Consider the following 21,685-nt stretch of genomic DNA (forward strand, 5'->3'; position numbering starts at 1 on the left):
GAGAGGGCCGGGACAACATCAGGCGGCAGACTCATCCTCGGTCTGGGGGTTCTGCTTCTCCAGGTTGCGTACCTGCAGTTGCAGCAGCCGACGGGTGTCGGCATTGACCACTTTGAATTCGAAGCCTGCCAGCTCCACCTTCTCGCCGCGCATGGGCAGGTGGTTGAAGGCGTGGCTGACGATGCCGCCGATGGTATCGAACTCCTCGTCGGAAAACTCGGAGCCAAAGTGCTCATTGAACTCTTCCACCGGGGTCAGGGCGGCCACGGACCACACCTGCTTGCCCACCTTGCGGATGTTCTGGGACTGATCTTCGTCGGTGTCGAATTCGTCGCCGATGTCGCCGACGATCTCCTCGAGGATATCCTCGATGGTGACCAGGCCGGACACGCCGCCATACTCATCGACGACGATGGCCATATGGTAGCGTTTCTGACGAAACTCCTTGAGTAGCACGTCCACCCGCTTGCTCTCGGGAACCACCACCGCCGGGCGCATGATGGTTTCCAGCTCCATCTCGCTGGGGGCGCCGCTGAAGCCGTAGGGCAGCAGGTCCTTGGCCAGGAGGATCCCTTCGATGTGGTCCTTGTCCTTGTCCACAACGGGGAAGCGGGAGTGGCCGGATTCGATGATGGTGGACAGGTAAGCGCCCAGATCCTGGTTCTTCTCGATGGCGATAATCTGGGAGCGTGGAATCATCACGTCGCGGACGCGCAGGTCGGAAACCTCCAGCACCCCTTTGATCATCTCTTTGGTGTCCTGGTCAATCAGATCCCGCTCTTCGGCGTCCTGGATCACGTCGACCAGCTCTTTGCGGTTTTTCGGCTCACCGCCAAACAGCTGGGAAATACGCTCAAGCCAGCTCTTTTTAGGAGAGCCCTGGCTCGACGGAGGGTTGTCTTCGTTCATAACTTCTCGTCGTTAAAACAGCAAAAACAGGCTCAACGCTCCGTGTAAGGATCGCTGATGCCCAGTCCATGGAGAACGCGGGTTTCCAGAGCTTCCATCTGCTCCGCTTCCTCATCCTCCAGATGATCATAACCTATCAGATGCAGGCAACCGTGTACAACCATGTGGGCCCAGTGGTCCCTGGCAGTTTTTTGTTGCTCTTTTGCCTCTTTTTCAACAACTTCTGCACAAATTACCAGGTCACCGATCAGGTCGGTGGGGATCATCGGCGGCGCTTCAAAAGGGAAGGAGAGCACATTGGTGGGTTTGTCCTTGCCCCGGTAGTCACGGTTGAGCTCCTGGCTCTCTTCGGCGCTGACGATGCGGATGCTCAGCTCCGCAATGTCACGCTCCTGAGCCAGGGCGGCCTCGGCCCAGCTTTGAAACTGGGCTTCGCTAGGCAGATCAAAGCCTTCAACCACAGGCTGAAGATCAAGAATCAGTTCCATCCTCTTTGGCCTCCTCCTGCTGGCGGGCTTTCTCCCGCTCTACCTTGAGCTTGTGCTGCTCCTGGTCATGTTTCTCATAGGCGTCGACGATGCGTGCCACCACGGGGTGACGGACCACGTCGCCGCTCTGGAAGAAGTTGAAGCTGATGGACTCCACGTCGCGCAGCACCTCGATGGCGTGGCGCAGGCCGGAACGGACATTGCGCGGCAGATCCACCTGGGTGATGTCGCCGGTGATCACCGCCCGGCTGTTGAAGCCGATACGGGTCAGGAACATCTTCATCTGCTCCGTGGTGGTGTTCTGGCTCTCATCCAGGATGACGAAGGCATCATTGAGGGTGCGGCCACGCATGTAAGCCAGAGGGGCCACTTCGATGACGTTGCGCTCAATCAGCCGCTCCACCCGTTCGAAGCCCAGCATCTCAAACAGGGCGTCGTACAGGGGGCGCAGGTAGGGGTCCACCTTCTGGGACAGATCGCCAGGCAAAAAGCCCAGCTTCTCGCCCGCTTCCACCGCAGGGCGGGTCAGCAGGATGCGCCGCACCTCCTGGCGCTCCAGGGCATCCACCGCGGCCGCCACCGCCAGGTAGGTTTTACCCGTACCCGCCGGTCCAACACCGAAGGTGATGTCGTGGCTGATGATGTTGCGGATATACTGGGCCTGGTTGGGGTTACGGGGCTTTAAGATGCCGCGCTTGGTCTTGAAGAACACCTCTTTGCCCAGGGCGCTCTCATCCTGCTCCGCTTCGAGGGCAACGAACTCCTGAATGGCCAGGTGCACCTGGTCGGGCTCCAGATCCGGCATGGCACCGCGCACTGGGGCGGTCTGCACATAGAGATCTTTGAGGATGCCGATGGTGCCGTGAACAAACTGAAGCTGACCCACCACCTGGAAGTGGTTGTTGCGGTAGCTGATCTCGACGCCGAGTCGGCGCTCCAGTTGTTTCAGGTTATCGTCGAAGGGACCGCACAGGGCGGCAAGCCGGCTGCTCTCAGCCGGCTCGAGGTACACATCGTGTGTCACTAATTTGTTGGTCAAGCCGGTCTCCGATTACGGCTGAAAAGTGGCAACGCCCAGCTCGTCTGGTTCGCCGGCGGGACGCTTGGCTAGAATCTCAGAGGGGCGCAGCTGACGGCGCAGATCCATCTGATCTTCGGTCCTTACCACTATACCACGTAATGAGTTAGGCATAACCTCAGTGATCTCCACATCCACGAAGCTGCCAATCATCTCCGGGGCGCCTTCGAAGTTGACCGTGCGGTTGTTCTCGGTCTTGCCGCGAAGCTCCATCACGTTTTTCTTGGAGGTGCCCTCCACCAGGATACGCTGAACGCTGCCCAGCATGCGGCGGCTGTACTGCATCGCCTGCTGGTTGATGCGCTCCTGCAGGATATAGAGGCGCTGCTTCTTGGCCTCTTCGGTCACATCATCGGGCAGATCCGCCGCAGGCGTACCTGGGCGGGGGCTGTAGATGAAGGAGAAGCTCTGATCGAAGTCGATCTCCTGGATCAGCTTCATGGTCTGCTCGAAGTCGTCATCGGTCTCATTGGGGAAACCCACGATGAAGTCGGAGCTGATGTGGATGTCGGGACGCACCTTGCGCAGGCGACGGATGATCGATTTGAACTCCAGCGCGGTGTGGTTGCGCTTCATCTGGGTCAGGATGCGATCGGAGCCGCTCTGGACCGGCAGGTGCAGGAAGTCCACCAGCTCAGGCACATCGGCGTAGGCGTCGATGATGTCCTGGGTGAACTCCACAGGGTGGCTGGTGGTAAAGCGCAGACGGTCGATGCCGTCGATGGCTGCCACGTAGCGCAGCAGATCCGCGAAGCTGCAGATCTCGTCATCATGGGTGGCACCGCGGTAGGCGTTGACGTTCTGGCCCAGCAGGTTGATCTCACGAACCCCCTGCTCCGCCAGTTGGGCGACTTCGTAGAGGACGTCGTCCAGGGGGCGGCTTACCTCTTCCCCTCGGGTGTAGGGCACCACACAGAAGCTGCAGTACTTGTTGCACCCTTCCATGATGGAGACAAAGGCGGTGGCACCCTCGGCGCGGGGCTCGGGTAGACGGTCAAATTTCTCGATCTCGGGGAAGGAGACATCCACCACACCATGTTCACCCTGCTGGATGCGGGTGATCATCTCCGGCAGGCGATGCAGAGTCTGGGGACCGAACACGATGTCCACGAAGGAGGCGCGCTCGCGAATGGCGTCCCCCTCCTGGGAGGCCACACAACCGCCAACACCGATCACCAGATTGGGGTTCGCCTCCTTGAGAGGCTTCCAGCGACCCAGCTGATGGAACACCTTCTCCTGCGCCTTTTCACGGATGGAACAGGTGTTCAGAAGGAGCACGTCGGCTTCAGCCGCGTCCTCGGTCAGGGAGTAGTTGCCAAAGGATTCGAGCAGACCCGCCATCTTGTCGGAGTCATACTCATTCATCTGGCAACCCCAGGTTTTAATGTGCAGTTTTTTGCTCATCAAACTGTGCCGCTCGTATTACCTAATGAAAAAATAGCGGGCTATTCTAAACCTGAAAACTCCATCTGGCTAGTTGCTGCACAGTGTTAACCATCATTGGGGGCTGAGGGTCTGGGGCCCGGCAGTGGCTTTGATGGGCGCCGAGCGCTGGGTATCTGTTTCTTCTGCTTGGGCAAACTGTTCGCTAAGCTCCAGTCCGCTGGCCATCAGAGCCTGACGTGACTGAGCCAGAATATCGTCTTTAAGCTGTTCCTCCATCTCATACTGGGCCTGGGCCACTATGGGCAGGGGGGCATACACCTCCATGGTGTAATCGGCTCTCGGGGCCGCCGTTAACAGCAGGGGGGCCAGGGCAAACATCAGCATTGTCGTTGGGGCCTTCATATCTCACCTCACAGGTCCTAAGTGGCTTTCGCAAGCTAAGTGTAGGAGCTGCTCCGAGACCGCCAGGGAAGGGTTGTAAATGAGTGTGTGGAATGGCCGGGAAACACACACTCAGTTACAGCCGGTAAGAATTGGTCATGATATGATGGCCCCATCTTCGTTGGAGCCCGGAAGGATGGGATGGAGCAGAGCGATATTTTGATTGCCGGTGGCGGCATGGTGGGAGCGGCCAGTGCCCTGGCCCTGGCGGATCTGGGCCTGGAGGTCACTCTGTTTGAAGCCAGGGAGCCTGAGGACTACGACGCTGAGCAGCCCATGGACCTTAGGGTCAGTGCCATCAGCCAGGCGTCAGAGCGGTTGCTGGAGAGCCTGGGGGGATGGACTGGCGTGGAGAGCATGCGCAGTGCCCCCTATCGGACCCTGGAAACCTGGGAGTGGCAGGGGGCGCGCATCTGTTTCGATGCCGATGAACTCGGACTGTCTCACCTGGGGCACATCGTTGAAAATCGCATTCTTCAGCTCTCTCTCTGGCAGGCGGTGCGTCGTCACAGCCGCATCCGTCTGATCACCGGTATCCGCCCTGAGCGCTTCTGGCAGGATGAGCAGGGCGCCTGGCTCGAGGCCGACGGTACCTTCTATCAGGGGCAACTGCTGCTGGGGTGCGACGGTGCCCAGTCCCAGGTGCGTCGCCAGGCGGGAATCGGAGTCAGTGGCTGGAACTATCGTCAGCACTGCCTGGCCATCAATATCCGCACCCAGGAGCCGCAGCAACAGGGTACCTGGCAGGAGTTCACCCCGACCGGGCCCAGGGCGCTGTTGCCCCTGGCGGGCAATCACGCCTCCCTGGTGTGGTATGACGCCCCTCAGACCATCGCCGAGCTCAAGCGGTTGAGTCCCTCCGAGCTTAAGCGGGCCATCGTAGCCGCCTTCCCCGACCGACTGGGGGAGTTTGAGATTGAGCAACTGGCCAGCTTCCCCCTGACCCGGCAGCACGCCAAGGCCTACTTCAAGGGGCGCATGGTGTTGCTGGGTGATGCGGCCCACACCATCAATCCCCTGGCTGGGCAGGGGGTCAACCTGGGCTTTAAAGATGTGGCCGTGCTGGCTGACGTGCTGCGTGAGGCGATGGAGCGGGATGAGCCAATTCACAGCGAGTCTGTCCTCAAGCGCTACCAGCGCCGTCGTCATCCGGACAACCTGGCGATGCAATCGGCCATGGATGTCTTCTACCTGATGTTCAGCAATGACCACCTGCCACTGAAGCTGGTGCGAAACCTGGGCCTGACGCTGGCGGAACACTCTGGCCCCATCAAGCGTAAGGTGATGCAGTACGCCATGGGTCTGTAGCAGTGCTGCTCTCGTTTCGGCGCTGGTGGTTCAACGGCCACATCAATCTGGCGCTGCGCCTCAGTACCGCGGTCATGCTGTGGCTGGCGCTTGCCTGGACTCTGGACCTGTTTCTGCTGGGGTTGCTGTCGCTGCTGGCCCTGCCCTGCGTATTTATCTCCGGTATAGATCAACCCTCTCCGGGCTGGGGCAAGCGCCTGGCCTGGTCCATTCCCCTGCTCGGTGGCGTGGCGCTGGTGTTTGGTGCCCTGGGCGCCTGGTGGCCCCCCTCGTTGATACCTGCCCTACTGGTGGCCGGCGTGCTGCTGACGACCCTGTCCGCCTTTGGTGAGCTGTCGGGCAGGACCGGGCTTGCCGCCCTGGTGATGGCGGCCATGTCCCAGGTGTCGGCTGGGGTGATCCCGGCCTGGCAATTTGCCCTGGGTACCACTCTGGCGGCCCTGTGGGTGGTGCTGTTTTCCGATTGGTGGTTTCGTGCTCAGAGGGAATACCCGTTGCGCCAGGCGCTCTCCCTGAGTTATCGACGGCTGGCGGTGATCCTGGCCAGCCGGCTGCGTTGGCTGGAGGACCCGTCCCTGGGGGCCAGATTCGACCTGCCCCTGGCCGAGCAGCTGGCCCTGGTCAGGCGCTATGTGGCGGTGGCCAAGTCCCGCAATCGTTTGACCCCGGAGCTGTACCAGGCGTTTGTGGCGGCGGTGGACTTGCAGGAGAGACTGCAGGCAATTCCCAACCCACAACTCAGTCGCGCCCTGTTTGCCCAGCCTGGTGTGCTGCCCGCCTATCGCCTGTGGGTGGCGGTGACCAGCCGGCGCCTGCGACAGGTGGCGGATAACCTGATGACGGTCCAACCCATAGGGGAGGACCCCAGGTTGGCGGATGTGGAGCAGCAGTTGCTGACCGCCCTGACCCCATTGCAGAGGGGACGCTTTGGCAGCATTGCCCCCTATTTTGTTTCCAATGCCAGACGGATAAGTCGCTTGGCCCAGCGGGTGGCACCACTCTACCGCCGGCCGATGATCGGTCGGGAGCCGGTCATGGACCACTGGCAACGCTGGCGCCAACACTTGCGCTGGTCCTCGCCCATTTTCCGCGGTGCGGTGCGTCAGGGGTTGCTGCTGGCAACGACCATGGGGATCATCCAGTACTTTGACCTGGATAAGGGATACTGGGCGCTGCTCTCGGTCCTGCTGGTGGTCCGCGGCGGCATAGTGGATACCCGTCAGCGGGCCTGGCAGAGGATCTGGGGCACCCTGGTCGGTCTGGGTCTGGCGGCCAGTGCCCTGTCATTGGGACTGACCGGTAACTGGGCGTTGGCCCTGGGACTGGTGCTGGTACCGCCAACCCTCTCCCTGATCCCAGTGCACCACGGCTACTCCTGTACCCTGGGCACCATCATTCTGATCATGGTGTTTGAATACATCGCCGGGCAGGGGATGACGGTCATGCCCCTGCGTCTGTTGGAGACTGTGATTGGCTGTGCCGTGGTGCTGCTGGGGTATCGATATCTCTGGCCGCAGTGGCAGGGCGGTCGTCAGGCTGAGCTGAGGCGACAGGCGATAGGGCGACTGAATCACTATCTGTTGCTGGTGCTGTCGGTGTTTGAGGGGGAGCAGGTCTCCTCCCTGTCTCTGGCTCGGGCCCGGCGTCACACTTATGAACAGGGCGTGGCCCTGACCAGCAGCTTCGAACAGATGCGTCAGGAGCCCAGCTACAGCCGGCACCGTGACTCTGCTGAATTGATTCGTCTCTACAAGGAGACTCAATCCCACCTCAACGCCCTGGCCCCCGCTGCACGACGTGGGACTCAGTTGACCGAGGAGCAGTCACAGAGCGCCCATCAGGTGCTGACCGGGGCGGTGGCCGCCCTGGAGCGCGCGTTGGAGGGGCAGGGCAGTGGTCAGTGGCCTGAGTCTGTTGAGCAGGAGCGTCAGAGGCTGTACCGCTTGGTGGAGGAGGGCCGGGTGGACAGGACCGGCTTCGTGCTCTATCAGCTCAACCTGATTGCCGAACGCTACCAGCAGATGCTGGCCATTGCCGCCAGGCCGGCGCCGGATAAACACTAAAGTTCAGAAAGGGCCCGCACAGAAGCGGGCCTTTTTATTGGCAAAGGCTGAGATCTTTTGCGCTTAGACCGCTGACAGCAAAGTCCACTGCTTCCTGCTGGTGTGAAGCAGGGGAGCGCCGGAATCAAAAAGACCAGCACTCGGCTGGTTCTTTGAAAGATGGTTGGGCAGCAGGGCGTATTGGTCTTTGGTGGGGGCAATACGCCCTTGGGTTCAGACCTGGGGGTAGACGCCGGGATCAAAAAAACCTGCTGAAGAGCAGGTTTTAATGAAGATGGCTGGGCTACCCGGTTCGAACCTGGGGTAGATGCCGGAATCAAAAAAACCAGCACTCGGCTGGTTCTTTGAAAGATGGCTGGGCTACCAGGATTCGAACCTGGGAATGGCGGGATCAAAACCCGCTGCCTTACCGCTTGGCGATAGCCCAACAAATTGTGTCATGGGTGCCTGAGGCAACCACTTTAAAATGACATGAATCTCATGGGGGAAACCCATTATCTCTAGCCATTTTATTAATATGGCTGGGCTACCAGGATTCGAACCTGGGAATGGCGGGATCAAAACCCGCTGCCTTACCGCTTGGCGATAGCCCAACTGAATTAAATGGTGCGGGAGGAGAGACTTGAACTCTCACACCTTGCGATACCAGAACCTAAATCTGGCGCGTCTACCAATTCCGCCACTCCCGCACAGGAGTTATGTCGTTGCGGGCAACGAAATAATGGTGGCTATGGCGGGACTTGAACCTGCGACCCCAGCATTATGAGTGCTGTGCTCTAACCAGCTGAGCTACATAGCCACGAAAAATGGCTGGGCTACCAGGATTCGAACCTGGGAATGGCGGGATCAAAACCCGCTGCCTTACCGCTTGGCGATAGCCCAACAGATGAAAACAAACCTTAAGAGATGTCTCTATCCATCTCAAGAGGAGATGGTAGCTACGGCGGGACTTGAACCTGCGACCCCAGCATTATGAGTGCTGTGCTCTAACCAGCTGAGCTACGTAGCCATCGTTTTGTTTTCTCTCCCCATCGTGGGAAGCGGGGCGTATTATGCGTAGAACCGCGGATTGGGTCAACCGCTTTTTTCCACGGATTTGGGCCCGCAAGCATCGTTCGACTGCAAAATGAGCGATTCGGTTTTCCACTGGCCGGGTAGCGAATGCTCCTTAACCAGACTGGTGACCGAAACAGAGGGAAAGTGTAGCTGAGGTTTGCCGGGAAAAAGAAACGCCCCGCAGTTGCGGGGCGTTCAATCGGTCTGTGCCAGACGGGGTGATTAGACGTTAAACAGGAAGTGGATAACGTCGCCGTCTTTTACAATGTAGTCTTTACCTTCGGAACGCTTCTTACCCGCTTCCTTGGCGGCGTTTTCGCCACCCAGTTCGACGTAGTCGTCGTAGGCGATCACTTCGGCGCGGATGTAGCCACGTTCGAAGTCGGTGTGGATCTTACCCGCAGCCTGAGGGCCGGTGGCGCCAACAGGGATGGTCCAGGCACGTACCTCTTTGACACCGGCGGTGAAGTAGGTCTGCAGATCCAGCAGCTCGTAACCGGAGCGAATCACACGGTTCAGGCCGGGCTCTTCGATGCCCAGATCCGCCATGAACTCATCACGCTCTTCGTCATCCAGTTCGGCGATCTCAGATTCGATCTCGGCGCAAACTGCGACGACCACGGCATTCTCTTTGGTGGCGATTTCACGTACCTGATCCAGGTAGGGGTTGTTCTCGAAGCCGTCATCATTGACGTTGGCGATGTACATGGTGGGCTTGAGCGTCAGCAGACCCATGTAGTCGATCGCCTTCTTCTCATTGGCGTCCAGCTCTACGGAGCGGGCCATGCCACCCTCTTCCAGAGTGGGCTTCACCTTTTCCAGTACGGTGATCTCGAACTTGGCGTCCTTGTCACCGCCCTTGGCGCGCTTGCCCAGACGCAGCAGGGCGCGCTCAACCGCGTCTAGGTCGGCCAGGGCCAGCTCGGTGTTGATCACCTCGATGTCGGCACCCGGGTCTACGCCGCCAGCCACGTGGACGATGTTGTCGTTCTCGAAGCAGCGCACTACGTGACCGATGGCATCGGTTTCACGGATGTTGGCCAGGAACTTGTTACCCAGGCCTTCGCCTGTGGAGGCGCCCTTCACCAGGCCGGCGATGTCGACGAACTCCATGGTGGTGGGCAGTACCCGCTGGGGGTTGACGATCTTGGCCAGGGCATCCAGGCGGCTGTCCGGCACAGGCACCACGCCGGTGTTCGGCTCAATGGTACAGAAGGGGAAGTTGGCCGCTTCGATACCGGCTTTAGTCAGTGCATTGAAGAGGGTGGACTTGCCCACGTTAGGCAGGCCGACGATTCCGCATTTAAAACCCATGATGGAAAACCTTTCTGTTTACGCTCAGGCCGGCTCGGCCTTGAATGTATGGAGTCGATTCATTGCTTTGGTGATGCCGTCCTTGAGCAGGATGTCGATGCAGCGGGACGCTTCGTCTACTGCCTCATCCATGGCGCGCTGCTCGGCAGCGGGCGCCTTGCCCAGTACGTAACCACTTACTCTGTTTCTATCGCCCGGATGGCCGATGCCGATGCGCAAGCGGTAGAACTCTTTGTTGTTGCCCAGTTTGCTGATGGTGTCTTTCAGGCCATTGTGACCGCCGTGGCCGCCGCCCTTTTTCAGGCGGGCAACGCCGGGGGGAAGGTCCAGCTCATCGTGAACCACCAGGATTTGCTCTGGCGCCAGGCCATAGAAGTTGGCCATGGCCCCGATCGCTTTGCCGGATAGGTTCATAAAGGTGGTCGGGATCAGCAGGCGCAGATCGGCGCTTCCCTGTTGAATTCGGCCTGTGAGCCCAAAGAACTTGCTCTCCGCCTTCAGGGTGACGCCGTGCATGCGGGCCAACTCCTCCACCAGCCAGGCGCCGGCGTTGTGACGGGTTTTGCTGTATTCCGGTCCTGGATTGGCCAGGCCGACGATCAACTTAATGTCGTTACTCACTGTCTTTGGGACTCTTTTAACTATTAAACCTTGGGAGGTGCCTGGATAAGGGAAACGAACCCTTCCACCTTCAGCCGATGACCCTACCGGGCCGCGGCCTGGGGGCAAAGGCAGCGCAGTGTACCACTTTGACCCCGGTGTTCTCAATTTATCGCCACAGGCAACAAAAAAGGCGGCTCGAGGAGCCGCCTTAATCTGTGCGCGTTATCCGCGGAGGTTAGTCAGCTGCAGGAGCCGCACCACAACCACCGGTGTAACCGCTGTCGTTGTTCACGTACTTGATCTCGCCTTGAGGCTCGTAGTCGGCCCAGCTCAGAGGAGAGTTGGTTTCCACGTAGCTTCTCAGGATGTCTGCGTCTACCAGACCGGTGTTGATCACGTCGATGACCGGGTAGCCGTCACCGCCTGCGGCGCTGAAGTCTGGGATGGAGAAGGTGTACTCTTTGGTGGCATCGTAGGTTTCACCGTTGATCTTCTCGATCTCTACGGTCTTCTCACCACAGTCTACGGTCATTTCGATGTTGCTGAAGTGAGCGTAACCGCCGTTCTTGCCTGCACCCTCGATGGTGGCCAGAGAGGCCAGGTAGGTGGACAGTTCGGTGCCCTTCATGGCGGCGCGGGAAACCACGTTACCGAAAGGCTGTACGGTCAGTACGTCACGGTAGCTGATGGCACCGGCTTCGATGTCGGCGCGGATACCACCGCCGTTCATGATGCCGAAGTCAGCGTTGATTTGAGGATGGGTGCGCTGAGCGGAGATCAGCAGCTGACCGATGGCCGCCTGACGGGCACGGACCACATCGCGGTCACCGCCGACGAAGGTCAGGTCAGTGGAGCCAATTTCCACGTCCAGCTGAGCCTGGCCAGCTTCCTGATAAGGACGCAGGGTCTCTTTTACGAAGGCGTCAGGTTTGATCTCTTCGGCGATACGAATGATGTTGCCCTGTTCGTCTTTCGCAACGCTCCAGCCTTCGTATTTGGCCAGGTTCACTGGAAGCAGCTTGTAGCTGGCCAGGTGCAGTTGGCCGCCGTAGTATTCGAAGTCAGCACGGCCAACGTACTTGCCCCATTCGTGGGCCTGCATGATCCAGGTGCCGTTCTGCTGGTCTGGCTTACAGTCGCTGCCAGGAGCAAAGTCTGCGTCGTAGCTGTTGCCATCGGCGCTCATGCACACTGGGTTCTGGGAGTGACCGCCGATAACTGCGGCCAGCTTGCCCTCTTCCATGGCGCGAGCCAGGGCGACATCACCAGGCGCGTTGGAGGCGTGGTCGCCATTGGCGTAGTGGCCCATGTGGGTGGTGGCGAACACCAGGTCAGCGCTCTTGTTCTCTTCGATCTCGGCGATAACCTTCTTCAGCTCCTCTTTAGGGTCGGTGAAGGTCAGCTTAGAGATGTAGTTGGGGTTACCGATCTTAACGGTATCTTCGGTGGTCAGGCCCACCACGGCGATGCGCAGATCACCCAGGGTGAAGATCTTGTAGGGCTGGAAGTAACGCTCGCCATCGGCGTCATAGATGTTGGCAGCCAGCATGGGGAATTCAGCCCAGTCGCGCTGGTTTTCCAGAACATCCAGAGGGTTATCGAACTCGTGGTTACCCACGGCCATGGCGTCATAGCCGATCATGTTCATGCCGATGAAATCGGGCTTGGCGTCTTGCAGGTCGGACTCTGGCACACCGGTGTTGATGTCGCCGCCGGACAGCAGCAGGGAGTAACCGCCATCACGTTCCACTTCGTCGCGGATCTGGTCGACCAGGGTCTTACGGGCAGCCATGCCGTATTCGCCGTTGCCGTTTTCCCAGAAACGACCGTGGTTGTCGTTGGTGTGAAGGATGGTGAACTTGGTGCAGTTGTCAGCGCCGCAGACTTCGGGAGCCGGTTTGTCGTTGTCGGAGTCAGAACAGGCAGACAGGGCTGCCAGCAGGGAGACCGCGATCAGGGATTTTTGCAATTTCATCATACTGGATACTCGATTGATTTATTTTATGAGTTTTCCGCCACCTTGGCTGGTGGGAAGGTATCACTAATGGCATTCGCGCTTGGGTGATCCAGATCACACTCGCAAGAATTCCGAAACACTAATGTATCATTACAGTAATGTGACAATCATTCGCCATGGTTGTTGAACTGAATTACTTGCCGAAATGTGCGCATAAGATCGCAATGGGGTAGGTAATTAAATAATATTTTTGTAGGAACAATAAAAAAGGCGTTCCTGAGGAACGCCTTTTCGGATTAGAAATTTGTGAGCGGATTAATGCTCGAACATCGCGGAGATGGACTCTTCGTTGCTGACGCGACGGATGGCTTCGGCCATCACTGAGGACATGGTCAGTTGAGTCACTTTACCGGTGGCACGCATCTCTTCGGACAGAGGGATGGTGTCGGTGACGATCACTTCGTCGATCACGGAGTTGGTGATGTTCTGAGGGGCGTTGCCGGAGAAAACTGGGTGGGTGGCGTAAGCGAATACGCGACGGGCACCACGCTCTTTCAGGGCTTCGGCGGCTTTACACAAGGTGCCACCGGTATCGATCATGTCATCGACGATGATGCAGTCACGGTCCTGAACGTCACCGATGATGTGCATCACCTGAGACACGTTGGCACGGGGGCGACGCTTGTCGATGATCGCCAGGTCGGTGTCGTCCAGCAGCTTGGCTACTGCACGGGCGCGAACTACGCCACCGATGTCCGGGGAAACCACGACGGGGTTGTCCAGGTTCTTGGCGCGCATGTCTTCCAGCAGCACAGGGCTACCGAATACGTTGTCTACGGGAACGTCGAAGAAGCCCTGAATCTGCTCGGCGTGCAGGTCACAGGTCAGTACGCGGTCAACACCAACACTGGACAGGAAGTCAGCGACGACCTTGGCGGTGATTGGCACACGGGCGGAGCGAACACGACGGTCCTGGCGGGCGTAGCCGAAGTAGGGGATCACAGCAGTGATTCGGCCAGCTGAGGCGCGGCGCAGGGCATCCACCATCACCACCAGTTCCATCAGGTTGTCATTGGTAGGGGCACAGGTGGACTGAATAATGAAGACATCAGCACCACGAACGTTCTCGTTGATCTGGACGCTGATTTCGCCATCGGAGAAACGACCTACGTCGGCCTCGCCCAGGGAGCAGTAGAGACGGTTGGCAATACGCTGGGCCAGTTCGGGAGTCGCGTTGCCGGCAAAGAGCTTGATGTCGGGCACAGTATTAACCTCAGGCTAGGCTTATTTTGTTTTGGGTGTGGAGTCGCCGGTTGCTGCTCTTTATAGGGGCTGTTGACACCGTCCCATCAAGGGGGAGCGGTTGCAGCCGCGAGCAACGAACCCTTGCCACTCATTGGGCAGATCGGCATAGGCATTCAGCGCCTCCTCCTGGGTGGAAAAGGTGCCAAAAACACAGCTGCCGGTGCCGGTCATTTGAGACGGCGCGTATTGTATCAACCAGCCCAAGGCGTTTGCAACTTGACCATGGCTTTGCAACACCACGGGGGTGCAGTCATTGTGCCACTGACTGGGGCGGCGCTCTGGCTGGGCCAACTTGGGGGTATCCCGGATCAGCCTGGGGTGGCCGAAGATCTCGGCAGTGGAGACCTCCACTCCGGGAGCGATCACCAGATACCAGGGCTCTTGAACGTCAACCGGGCGCAGTTTCTCTCCAACGCCGTCGGCAACCGCGGCACGCCCTCGGACAAACACCGGGACATCGGCCCCCAGGCTCAGTCCCAGGTCTGCCAGGGTATCCTCATCCAGATTCAGACCCCACAGGGCATTCAGCGCCACCAGGGTGGTGGCTGCGTCTGAGGAGCCGCCACCCAGCCCTCCGCCCATGGGCAGTCGCTTCTCAAGCTCTATCTGAGCACCCTGAGTGCAACCTGTGTGCCTCTGCAGCAGACGGGCGGCGCGAACGATCAGGTTGTCTTCATCGGCCACCCCTTCGACCGCCGGACTCAGGCTGACATCCGGTGTGTCGGTGATGGTGAAATGCAGGGTGTCTCCGAAATCCAGAATCTGGAACAGGGTCTGCAACTCGTGGTAGCCATCCTCCCGGCGACCATTGATGTGAAGGAATAGGTTGAGTTTGGCGGGGGCGGGCCAGTTACGGCTTGGGGTTGGCATCACCTTGGAAGCTCCGGTTGCCAGTCAGAAAGCGCCAATTTTAACCTGTTGTCCCCCTGGCGCAAGCTGACCATTCTGGGGATGCGATAACCCTCAATTTGTTGCCATCCTTGATATTTCATCTGCCAGGGGGGCTGATTGGGATCCAACACCAGGGTGACCTGAGCTGGCCAGCCGTTGTCATCCAGTATGGTTTGTCCCTCATCCTGTGATCCCTGCCCAAGAATCCAACGAGAAAGATCAGTGAGGGGAACTGCCCAGCCAGTTAGGCGTCCTAACAGCTCAGAAGCGTTGTTGCCTGAGTAGGTTTTGTCCTGGTAACGGATCTTGGCCCCATTTTCCGAAGCTTGAAGGGTGATCAGGGTTGAGCCAAACAGGTTGGTCAGTCTAAGATCGTCGCGGTTGCCGTTATGTTGCCAATGAAGATTGACGGAAAGTCGCTCTTCCGGCTGGATAATGGCCAGCTTTCCCTTGAGTTGCCAACGGGTTAAATCTGATGGTGAGGCGGAGTCCCTGGATGCGGGGGGAGCAGTGGCACAGCCGGACAACCACATTAAAAATAAGAGTATGAAATAAGGGTGATATCGGCGTTTTAGCATAAATTACCTGTTTTGTGCACTGTACCACAATCAGCAACATAACCATTGTTTAGAGTCGACAACCGTCTTTCAAGGTTGCGCGTTTGCGCATAGAATTGCGCAAATCTCGACCCATGTTCAAATTTCGGGTTTAAGCTGGAGAACCATGACGTTAGTAGCAATTGGGATCAACCACAAGACCGCCAGTGTCTCTCTGCGGGAGAAACTGGCATTTGGACCGGATATCCTGGGTGATGCCCTCAAAAGCGTGTCCAAGCTGACGCCGACTGGCGAAGCGGTGATCCTGTCTACCTGCAACCGCACCGAACTCTACATCAACCGTGTAGACAGCGAAGCCCTGGTGGACTGGCTGGTGGAGTACCACAACCTGCCAGAGGATGAGGTGCGAGCCAGCCTCTATCTTCACGAAAACCAGGCAGCGGTCAAACACCTGCTTCGTGTTTCCGCCGGTCTGGACTCCCTGGTTCTGGGCGAGCCCCAGATCCTCGGACAGATCAAGCAGGCCTTTGGCAACGCCCAGCAGCACGGTACCGTGTCCCACACTCTGGACCGTATGTTCCAGCACACCTTCAAGGTGGCCAAGAAGATCCGCACCGAAACCGAGATCGGCTCTTCGGCGGTCTCTGTGGCCTTTGCGGCGGTGAACCTGGCCAAACACATCTTCGACGATCTCTCCAAGTCCAATGTATTGCTGGTGGGCGCCGGTGAGACCATCGAGCTGGTGGCTCGACACCTCAAGGAGGCGGGCGTGACCACCATGACTGTGGCCAACCGTACCGTCAGTCGCGCCGAAGGGATGGCCGAGGAGTTTGGCGCCAGGGTGGTCACCCTGCCTCAGATCCCCGAGTGCCTGCCTCAGGCGGATATCGTTATCTCCTCCACCGCTTCGCCACTGCCGATCCTGGGTAAGGGGATGGTGGAGAACGCCCTGAAGCAGCGACGTCAACAGCCGATGCTGCTGGTAGACATCGCAGTGCCTCGCGACATCGAAGCCGAGGTGGGTGAGTTGGAAAATGCCTATCTGTACACTGTGGATGACCTGCAGGGGATCGTGCAGAAGAACATGGAATCCCGCCTCGAGGCTGCCGAACAGGCCGAGGTGATCGCCGATGAGCAGTCCGAAGAGTTTATGGACTGGCTGCGCAGCCTGGACTCCATCGACACCCTGAAACAGTTCCGGGATCAGAGCCTGGCCACCAAGGATGAGGTGCTTGAGCGCTCCCTGGCCAAGCTGAAATCCGGAGCCTCTGCGGAGCAGGTATTGAGCGAGTTGGCCAACAAGCTGACCAACAGATTGATCCACTCCCCGACTCAGGCATTGTCCCAGGCAGCACGCTCCGGCGACCTGAATTCCCTAGACCTCTTGCGTAAGGCCCTTGGCATCAACGACAATTAGCGCCAGCGTTATTTGTTAAAGTTGAAAAGATGAAGCCTTCCGTTATTGCAAAACTAGAGGGCTTGCTCGAGCGTTATGAAGAGGTTCAGGCGCTGTTGGGCGAGCCCGATGTGATCTCCGATCAAGATCGGTTCCGTGCTCTTTCCAAGGAGTTCTCCCAGCTCGAAGAGGTGGTGAAGGCATTCCAGTCCTACCGCCAGGCTGGCGAAGACATTGAGACCGCCCAGGAGATGCTCGACGATCCTGACATGAAAGAGATGGCGGAAGAGGAGCTCAAGGAGGCCCAGGAGGTCCGCGAGAGACTGGAAGATGAGCTGCAGATCCTGCTGCTGCCCAGGGATCCCAAGGACGACTCCAACGCCTTTATTGAGATTCGTGCCGGTGCTGGCGGCGACGAAGCCTCCATCTTTGCCGGTGATCTGTTCCGTATGTACAGCCGTTATGCCGAAACCAAGGGGTGGCGCATCGAACTGATGTCCGCCGCCGAGGGCGAGCATGGTGGCTTCTCCAAGGTGATCGCCAAGCTGTCCGGCGACGGCGCCTATGGGGTGATGAAGTTTGAAAGTGGCGGTCACCGGGTTCAACGGGTACCGGCCACCGAGTCCCAGGGACGCATCCACACCTCCGCCTGTACCGTTATCGTGATGCCTGAGCTGCCGGAAGCGGAGCAGATTGAGATCAATCCCGCTGATCTGAAGGTGGACACCTTCCGAGCCTCCGGTGCCGGTGGTCAGCACGTGAACAAAACCGACTCTGCCATCCGCATTACCCACCTCCCGTCCGGGGTGGTGGTGGAGTGTCAGGATGAGCGCTCCCAGCATAAGAACCGTGCCCGGGCCATGTCCATCCTTGCTGCCCGCCTGCAGGCGGCGGAAGATGAGAAGCGTCGCAATGAGGAGCAGAGCTCCCGTCGCAACCTGATGGCTTCCGGTGACCGCAGTGAGCGCATCCGCACCTACAACTACCCTCAGGGGCGGGTGACCGACCATCGCATCAACCTGACCCTGTATCGCCTCAATGAGGTGATCGAAGGGGATCTGGATGCCCTGGCACAACCCATTCTCCAGGAGCACCAGGCGGACATGCTGGCCGCTCTGGCGGAGGAGTAAGGGTGCGCCTGGATCAGGCACTGGCCCATGGCGCACGGTGCCTGCAGGGGGGAGAGTCGCCGCAACTGGACGCCCAGCTGCTGCTCTGCTTCGTGCTGGAACGCCCCAAAACCTACCTCTATACCTGGCCTGAGCGGGAGCTGACCCCGGAGCAGCAGACTCAGTTCGATGCCCTGCTGAGCCGCCGGGCAGCCGGCGAGCCTGTAGCTCACATCACCGGGGGCAGGGAGTTCTGGTCCCTGCCGCTGAAGGTCAACCCCAGCACCCTGATCCCCAGGCCGGATACCGAGGCGCTGGTGGAGTTTGCCCTGGAAAGGGATCTGAAACCGGGCAGCACCGTAGTGGATCTGGGCACAGGTACCGGTGCCATCGCCCTGGCCCTGGCCAGTGAGCGCCCGGATTGGCGCATCACCGCCGTCGACCTCAAGGAGGACGCGGTGGCTCTGGCCCAGGCCAACCGGGATGCCCTGGGGCTGGATGTGGAGGTTATCCAGAGCAGTTGGTTCGACTCTCTCGAAGGGCGGTGCTTCGATCTGGTGATCTCCAACCCGCCCTATATCGAAGAGGCCGATCCCCACCTGAGCCAGGGTGACGTGCGGTTCGAGCCGCTGTCCGCGCTCACCTCCGGAGAGGATGGGTTGGTGGATATTACCCATATTGTTGAAAATGGTCGCCAATTCCTCAATGATGGCGGCACCATGGTGTTAGAACACGGTTACAATCAGGCTGCTCAGGTTCGAGCCCTGTTTGAACATTTCGGTTACACCGAGGTCGGATCCGGCAAGGATCTGGCCGGAAGGGAAAGATTCAGTTTTGGCCGCCTGATGGCGGCAACCAAGGAGATTTAATGGACGCACTCTACCCTGGAGTCAAACATTTCCACATGCTGATGATCGGCATGAGCGTGACCCTGTTGACCCTGAGATTCATCTGGAGCATGAGTGGCTCCCGCTTTATGAACCGTCGCTGGGTTAAGGTGTTTCCCCATGTTGTGGATACCCTGCTGCTGCTCTCCGGCGCAGCGCTCTGCTTCCTGATCGCCCAGTACCCAGGTTCCAGCCCCTGGCTGACCGAGAAGCTGCTGAGTCTGGTGGCCTACATTCTTCTCGGCGTCTTTGCCATGAAGAGTAAGGGTAAGCTATTGAGAGTTCTTGCCTTCTTCGGTGCTCTGGGGTGGCTGGGCATGATCGCCAAGGTGGCCATGACCAAGACTCCGATCCTGATGGGCTGATTTTGATGGCGCCCAGGGGCGCCATCTTTTTCCTGGTCCCAGGGGCCAGGATATAAAAAACACGCCGGCTAAGACCGGTGACAAAAATAATTCGAGGAAGTTATGCAACAGGTAATGTTCACCAACCCGGCCACCGTGCTGGGTATTTTAATGCTGGTGCTGGGGGCGGTGTTCTACACCCACCAGAGCCGCCACCCCTTCTGGCAGGGGTTTTACCGATTCGTTCCCGCTTTGCTGCTCTGTTACTTCATCCCATCACTGCTCAACAGCTTTGGGGTGATCGACGGTGATGATAAGACCCTTTACTACGTCGCCTCCCGTTTCCTGCTGCCCACAGCCCTGGTGCTGCTGACCCTGAAGTTGGATCTGCGTGCGATCGCCCGTCTGGGACCCAAGGCGATCATCATGTTTTTCACCGGTACCCTGGGTATTGTCATCGGCGCGCCCATCGCCCTACTGGTAACCTCGGCCATGTTCCCTGAGCTTCTGGGCGGACACGGCCCGGAAGCGGTATGGCGCGGCATGACCACGGTGGCGGGAAGCTGGATCGGCGGCGGTGCCAACCAGACCGCCATGAAAGAGATCTATGGCGTGGGGGACAACATCTTCTCGGCGATGATCGCCGTGGATGTGATTGTCGCCAACATATGGATGGCGGTGCTGCTGTTTATGGCGGGTAAAGCCAAGGAGATCGACGCCGCCAATGGTGCCGATGCCTCCGCCATTGAGGCGCTCAAAGATAAGATGTCCCACTGGGAGGCCAACAATGCCCGTATGGCGCACCTCAATGACCTGATCTTCATCGTGGCCATCGGTTTCGGTGTGACCGGCCTGGCGCACCTGGGTGCAGACGTCCTCAGCCCCTGGTTTGCTGATAACTTCCCGGAGCTGAAGCGCTACAGCCTGCATTCCAAGTTTTTCTGGCTGATCGTGATCGCCACCGCCGTCGGTATTGCCCTGTCACTGACCCGAGTGGCTAAGCTTGAGGAGGCGGGAGCCTCCAAGGTGGGGTCTGCCTTCATCTATGTGCTGGTGGCGACCATCGGCATGCATATGGACATCAAGGCGATCCTGGATTCGCCGGTGTACTTCCTGCTGGGCGGCATCTGGATGCTGGTGCACGCCAGCCTGATGCTGTTTATGGCCAAACTGATTAAGGCCCCGCTGTTCTATATGGCCGTGGGCAGTCAGGCCAACGTCGGCGGCGCGGCCAGTGCCCCTGTGGTGGCCAGTGCCTTCCACCCCAGCCTGGCGCCTGTGGGCGTGCTGCTGGCGGTGCTGGGTTACGCCGTGGGTACTTACATGGCCTGGTTCAGCGGACAGATATTGCAAGTATTGGCGGGTGGTTAAACCACCCCATTCATAAAGAGAGTTGTTATGCAAAATCGCACTATTGAAGTGAGTAACCTGGAGGTTGCCAACGACAAGCCGTTCGTGCTGTTTGGCGGCATGAACGTGCTGGAGTCCCGTGACCTGGCGATGCAGGTGGCGGAGCATTACGTCGAGGTGACCAGCAAGCTGGGCATTCCCTATGTATTCAAAGCCTCCTTCGATAAGGCCAACCGCAGTTCCATCCACTCCTATCGTGGGCCTGGTATGGAAGAGGGTCTGAAGATCTTCCAGGAGATCAAGGAGCAGTTTCAGGTACCGGTGATCACCGACGTCCATGAGATCCATCAGTGTGCACCGGTGGCCGAAGTGGCGGACGTGATCCAGTTGCCCGCCTTCCTGGCCCGTCAGACCGATCTGGTGCAGGCGATGGCCGAGACCGGTGCGGTGATCAACGTCAAGAAGCCTCAGTTCCTCAGCCCTGGGCAGATGAAGAACATCGTTGATAAATTCAACGAGTGTGGCAACGACAAGGTGATTCTGTGCGAGCGCGGCAGCAACTTTGGTTATGACAACCTGGTGGTGGACATGCTGGGCTTCCGCACCATGAAGGAGTGCAGCGGCGGTTTGCCGGTGATCTTCGATGTGACCCACGCCCTGCAGTGCCGTGACCCTCTGGGGGCGGCTTCCGGCGGACGTCGTCATCAGACGGTGGAACTGGCTAAGGCGGGTATGGCTACCGGTTTGGCGGGGTTGTTCCTGGAAGCGCACCCGGATCCCGACAAGGCCCGTTGCGATGGTCCCAGCGCTCTGCCTCTGGCGGTGCTGGAGCCCTTCCTGGCTCAGATGAAAGCCCTGGATGACCTGATCAAGTCTCAGCCTGACCTGGCCATCTCCTGACACTGTCGCCCCTGTCGCCCGACCTTGGCGACAGGGCTTCTTCCTTGCGAGTCTTAGTCAGCCAGGGTGGCTTTTGGAGCGGGCTGAGTCGCTACATCCATAGGCTCGCTCACGTCCATGGTGGCCTGCTCGGCCTGCATCCGCTGAACCTGTTGCTCCAGCTGTAGTTCGATCTGTTGATGAATGTCGTTGAGGTTAAACTCCACCGCCTCAGGCTTGGCCAGGGGGTTGTGCATGGCAACGGCAACTACGGTGGGGATAAGCAGGCTTAAAGTGGTCATGTCGGGCCTCATCGATTTCAGGAAGAAGGTTAAATTCAGTGCGTCTACGGGGTGAAAAATAG

At 58.8% G+C, this 21,685-nt stretch carries 20 protein-coding genes and 6 tRNA genes; 8 read left to right on the forward strand and 18 right to left on the reverse strand.

All coding sequences use genetic code 11. The features are described from left to right. Positions 1-18 precede the first annotated feature (18 nt). From corC to ACN0RV_RS09060, 5 genes are all read right to left on the reverse strand, one after another. Positions 19-909 carry a CNNM family magnesium/cobalt transport protein CorC gene (gene corC / locus ACN0RV_RS09040; protein WP_417347303.1) on the reverse strand — a complete coding sequence of 297 codons (891 nt, stop codon included), beginning with the start codon at positions 907-909 and terminating at the stop codon, positions 19-21. 32 nt (positions 910-941) lie between these two features. Next, complete coding sequence (gene ybeY / locus ACN0RV_RS09045) at positions 942-1,397, reverse strand: rRNA maturation RNase YbeY (protein ID WP_417347304.1); 456 nt, start codon at positions 1,395-1,397, stop codon at positions 942-944. Then, positions 1,381-2,436 (reverse strand): PhoH family protein, encoded by a 1,056-nt coding sequence (locus tag ACN0RV_RS09050; protein ID WP_417347305.1) that lies wholly within the window; start codon positions 2,434-2,436, stop codon positions 1,381-1,383. Before ACN0RV_RS09050 ends, ybeY begins: the two co-directional genes overlap by 17 nt. Positions 2,437-2,448: 12 nt before the next feature. Beyond that, positions 2,449-3,879 carry a tRNA (N6-isopentenyl adenosine(37)-C2)-methylthiotransferase MiaB gene (miaB, locus tag ACN0RV_RS09055; protein ID WP_286341558.1) on the reverse strand — a complete coding sequence of 477 codons (1,431 nt, stop codon included), beginning with the start codon at positions 3,877-3,879 and terminating at the stop codon, positions 2,449-2,451. Positions 3,880-3,972: 93 nt separating this feature from the next. Next, entirely contained in the window at positions 3,973-4,263 is a 291-nt protein-coding gene (locus ACN0RV_RS09060) for a hypothetical protein (protein WP_417347306.1), read from the reverse strand. Between the two features lie 180 nt (positions 4,264-4,443). Here ACN0RV_RS09060 and ACN0RV_RS09065 point away from each other — a divergent pair, with 180 nt between their 5' ends. Next, a complete protein-coding gene (locus tag ACN0RV_RS09065) occupies positions 4,444-5,610 on the forward strand; it encodes an FAD-dependent monooxygenase (protein ID WP_417347307.1) in 1,167 nt (388 codons plus the stop codon). 2 nt (positions 5,611-5,612) lie between these two features. Further along, complete coding sequence (locus ACN0RV_RS09070; RefSeq protein ID WP_417347308.1) at positions 5,613-7,673, forward strand: FUSC family protein; 2,061 nt, start codon at positions 5,613-5,615, stop codon at positions 7,671-7,673. A 352-nt stretch (positions 7,674-8,025) separates the two neighbouring features. On the opposite strand, the gene ACN0RV_RS09075 is transcribed toward ACN0RV_RS09070, so the two are convergent. The 12 genes from ACN0RV_RS09075 to lolB all read right to left on the reverse strand — a co-directional run bounded on the left by ACN0RV_RS09075 (position 8,026) and on the right by lolB (position 15,377). After that, positions 8,026-8,100 (reverse strand) — tRNA-Gln (locus ACN0RV_RS09075). 91 nt (positions 8,101-8,191) lie between these two features. Next, positions 8,192-8,266: transfer RNA gene (locus ACN0RV_RS09080), tRNA-Gln, on the reverse strand. An 11-nt stretch (positions 8,267-8,277) separates the two neighbouring features. Then, a tRNA-Leu gene (locus tag ACN0RV_RS09085) sits at positions 8,278-8,362 on the reverse strand. A 33-nt stretch (positions 8,363-8,395) separates the two neighbouring features. Continuing rightward, positions 8,396-8,472, reverse strand: a tRNA-Met gene (locus ACN0RV_RS09090). Positions 8,473-8,480: 8 nt separating this feature from the next. Next, positions 8,481-8,555, reverse strand: a tRNA-Gln gene (locus tag ACN0RV_RS09095). Between the two features lie 50 nt (positions 8,556-8,605). Further along, a tRNA-Met gene (locus ACN0RV_RS09100) sits at positions 8,606-8,682 on the reverse strand. 269 nt (positions 8,683-8,951) lie between these two features. Next, entirely contained in the window at positions 8,952-10,043 is a 1,092-nt protein-coding gene (ychF, locus tag ACN0RV_RS09105; protein ID WP_417347309.1) for a redox-regulated ATPase YchF, read from the reverse strand. Between the two features lie 24 nt (positions 10,044-10,067). Continuing rightward, the gene (gene pth, locus ACN0RV_RS09110) at positions 10,068-10,664 is read right to left on the reverse strand and encodes an aminoacyl-tRNA hydrolase (protein ID WP_417347310.1); all 597 of its coding nucleotides are present in this window, start codon (positions 10,662-10,664) and stop codon (positions 10,068-10,070) included. Positions 10,665-10,881: 217 nt separating this feature from the next. Next, complete coding sequence (gene ushA / locus ACN0RV_RS09115) at positions 10,882-12,624, reverse strand: bifunctional UDP-sugar hydrolase/5'-nucleotidase UshA (RefSeq protein WP_417347311.1); 1,743 nt, start codon at positions 12,622-12,624, stop codon at positions 10,882-10,884. A gap of 294 nt (positions 12,625-12,918) precedes the next feature. Then, complete coding sequence (locus ACN0RV_RS09120; RefSeq protein WP_417347312.1) at positions 12,919-13,866, reverse strand: ribose-phosphate pyrophosphokinase; 948 nt, start codon at positions 13,864-13,866, stop codon at positions 12,919-12,921. 60 nt (positions 13,867-13,926) lie between these two features. Then, the gene (ispE, locus tag ACN0RV_RS09125; protein ID WP_417347431.1) at positions 13,927-14,778 is read right to left on the reverse strand and encodes a 4-(cytidine 5'-diphospho)-2-C-methyl-D-erythritol kinase; all 852 of its coding nucleotides are present in this window, start codon (positions 14,776-14,778) and stop codon (positions 13,927-13,929) included. Next, positions 14,778-15,377 (reverse strand): lipoprotein insertase outer membrane protein LolB, encoded by a 600-nt coding sequence (gene lolB, locus ACN0RV_RS09130; protein WP_417347313.1) that lies wholly within the window; start codon positions 15,375-15,377, stop codon positions 14,778-14,780. Before lolB ends, ispE begins: the two co-directional genes overlap by 1 nt. A gap of 145 nt (positions 15,378-15,522) precedes the next feature. On the opposite strand from lolB, the gene hemA reads away from it, so the two are divergent. The 6 genes from hemA to kdsA all read left to right on the forward strand — a co-directional run bounded on the left by hemA (position 15,523) and on the right by kdsA (position 21,342). Then, positions 15,523-16,773, forward strand: a complete 1,251-nt coding sequence (gene hemA, locus ACN0RV_RS09135) for a glutamyl-tRNA reductase (RefSeq protein ID WP_417347314.1) — start codon at positions 15,523-15,525, stop codon at positions 16,771-16,773. Between the two features lie 29 nt (positions 16,774-16,802). Beyond that, the gene (gene prfA, locus ACN0RV_RS09140) at positions 16,803-17,882 is read left to right on the forward strand and encodes a peptide chain release factor 1 (RefSeq protein ID WP_417347315.1); all 1,080 of its coding nucleotides are present in this window, start codon (positions 16,803-16,805) and stop codon (positions 17,880-17,882) included. A gap of 2 nt (positions 17,883-17,884) precedes the next feature. Further along, entirely contained in the window at positions 17,885-18,730 is an 846-nt protein-coding gene (prmC, locus tag ACN0RV_RS09145; protein WP_417347316.1) for a peptide chain release factor N(5)-glutamine methyltransferase, read from the forward strand. After that, on the forward strand, positions 18,730-19,113 hold the full coding sequence (locus tag ACN0RV_RS09150; RefSeq protein WP_028110455.1) for a SirB2 family protein: 384 nt from the start codon (positions 18,730-18,732) through the stop codon (positions 19,111-19,113). Before prmC ends, ACN0RV_RS09150 begins: the two co-directional genes overlap by 1 nt. A 102-nt stretch (positions 19,114-19,215) precedes the next feature. Continuing rightward, positions 19,216-20,463, forward strand: a complete 1,248-nt coding sequence (locus tag ACN0RV_RS09155) for a DUF819 domain-containing protein (RefSeq protein ID WP_417347317.1) — start codon at positions 19,216-19,218, stop codon at positions 20,461-20,463. Between the two features lie 27 nt (positions 20,464-20,490). Next, entirely contained in the window at positions 20,491-21,342 is an 852-nt protein-coding gene (gene kdsA, locus ACN0RV_RS09160; RefSeq protein WP_417347318.1) for a 3-deoxy-8-phosphooctulonate synthase, read from the forward strand. A 53-nt stretch (positions 21,343-21,395) separates the two neighbouring features. Here the strand turns inward: kdsA and ACN0RV_RS09165 are convergent, their stop codons facing one another. After that, entirely contained in the window at positions 21,396-21,623 is a 228-nt protein-coding gene (locus tag ACN0RV_RS09165; protein ID WP_417347319.1) for a hypothetical protein, read from the reverse strand. Positions 21,624-21,685: the final 62 nt, after the last annotated feature.

Origin of the sequence: Ferrimonas sp., from assembly GCF_048263965.1 — a bacterium.
Lineage (GTDB): Bacteria > Pseudomonadota > Gammaproteobacteria > Enterobacterales > Shewanellaceae > Ferrimonas.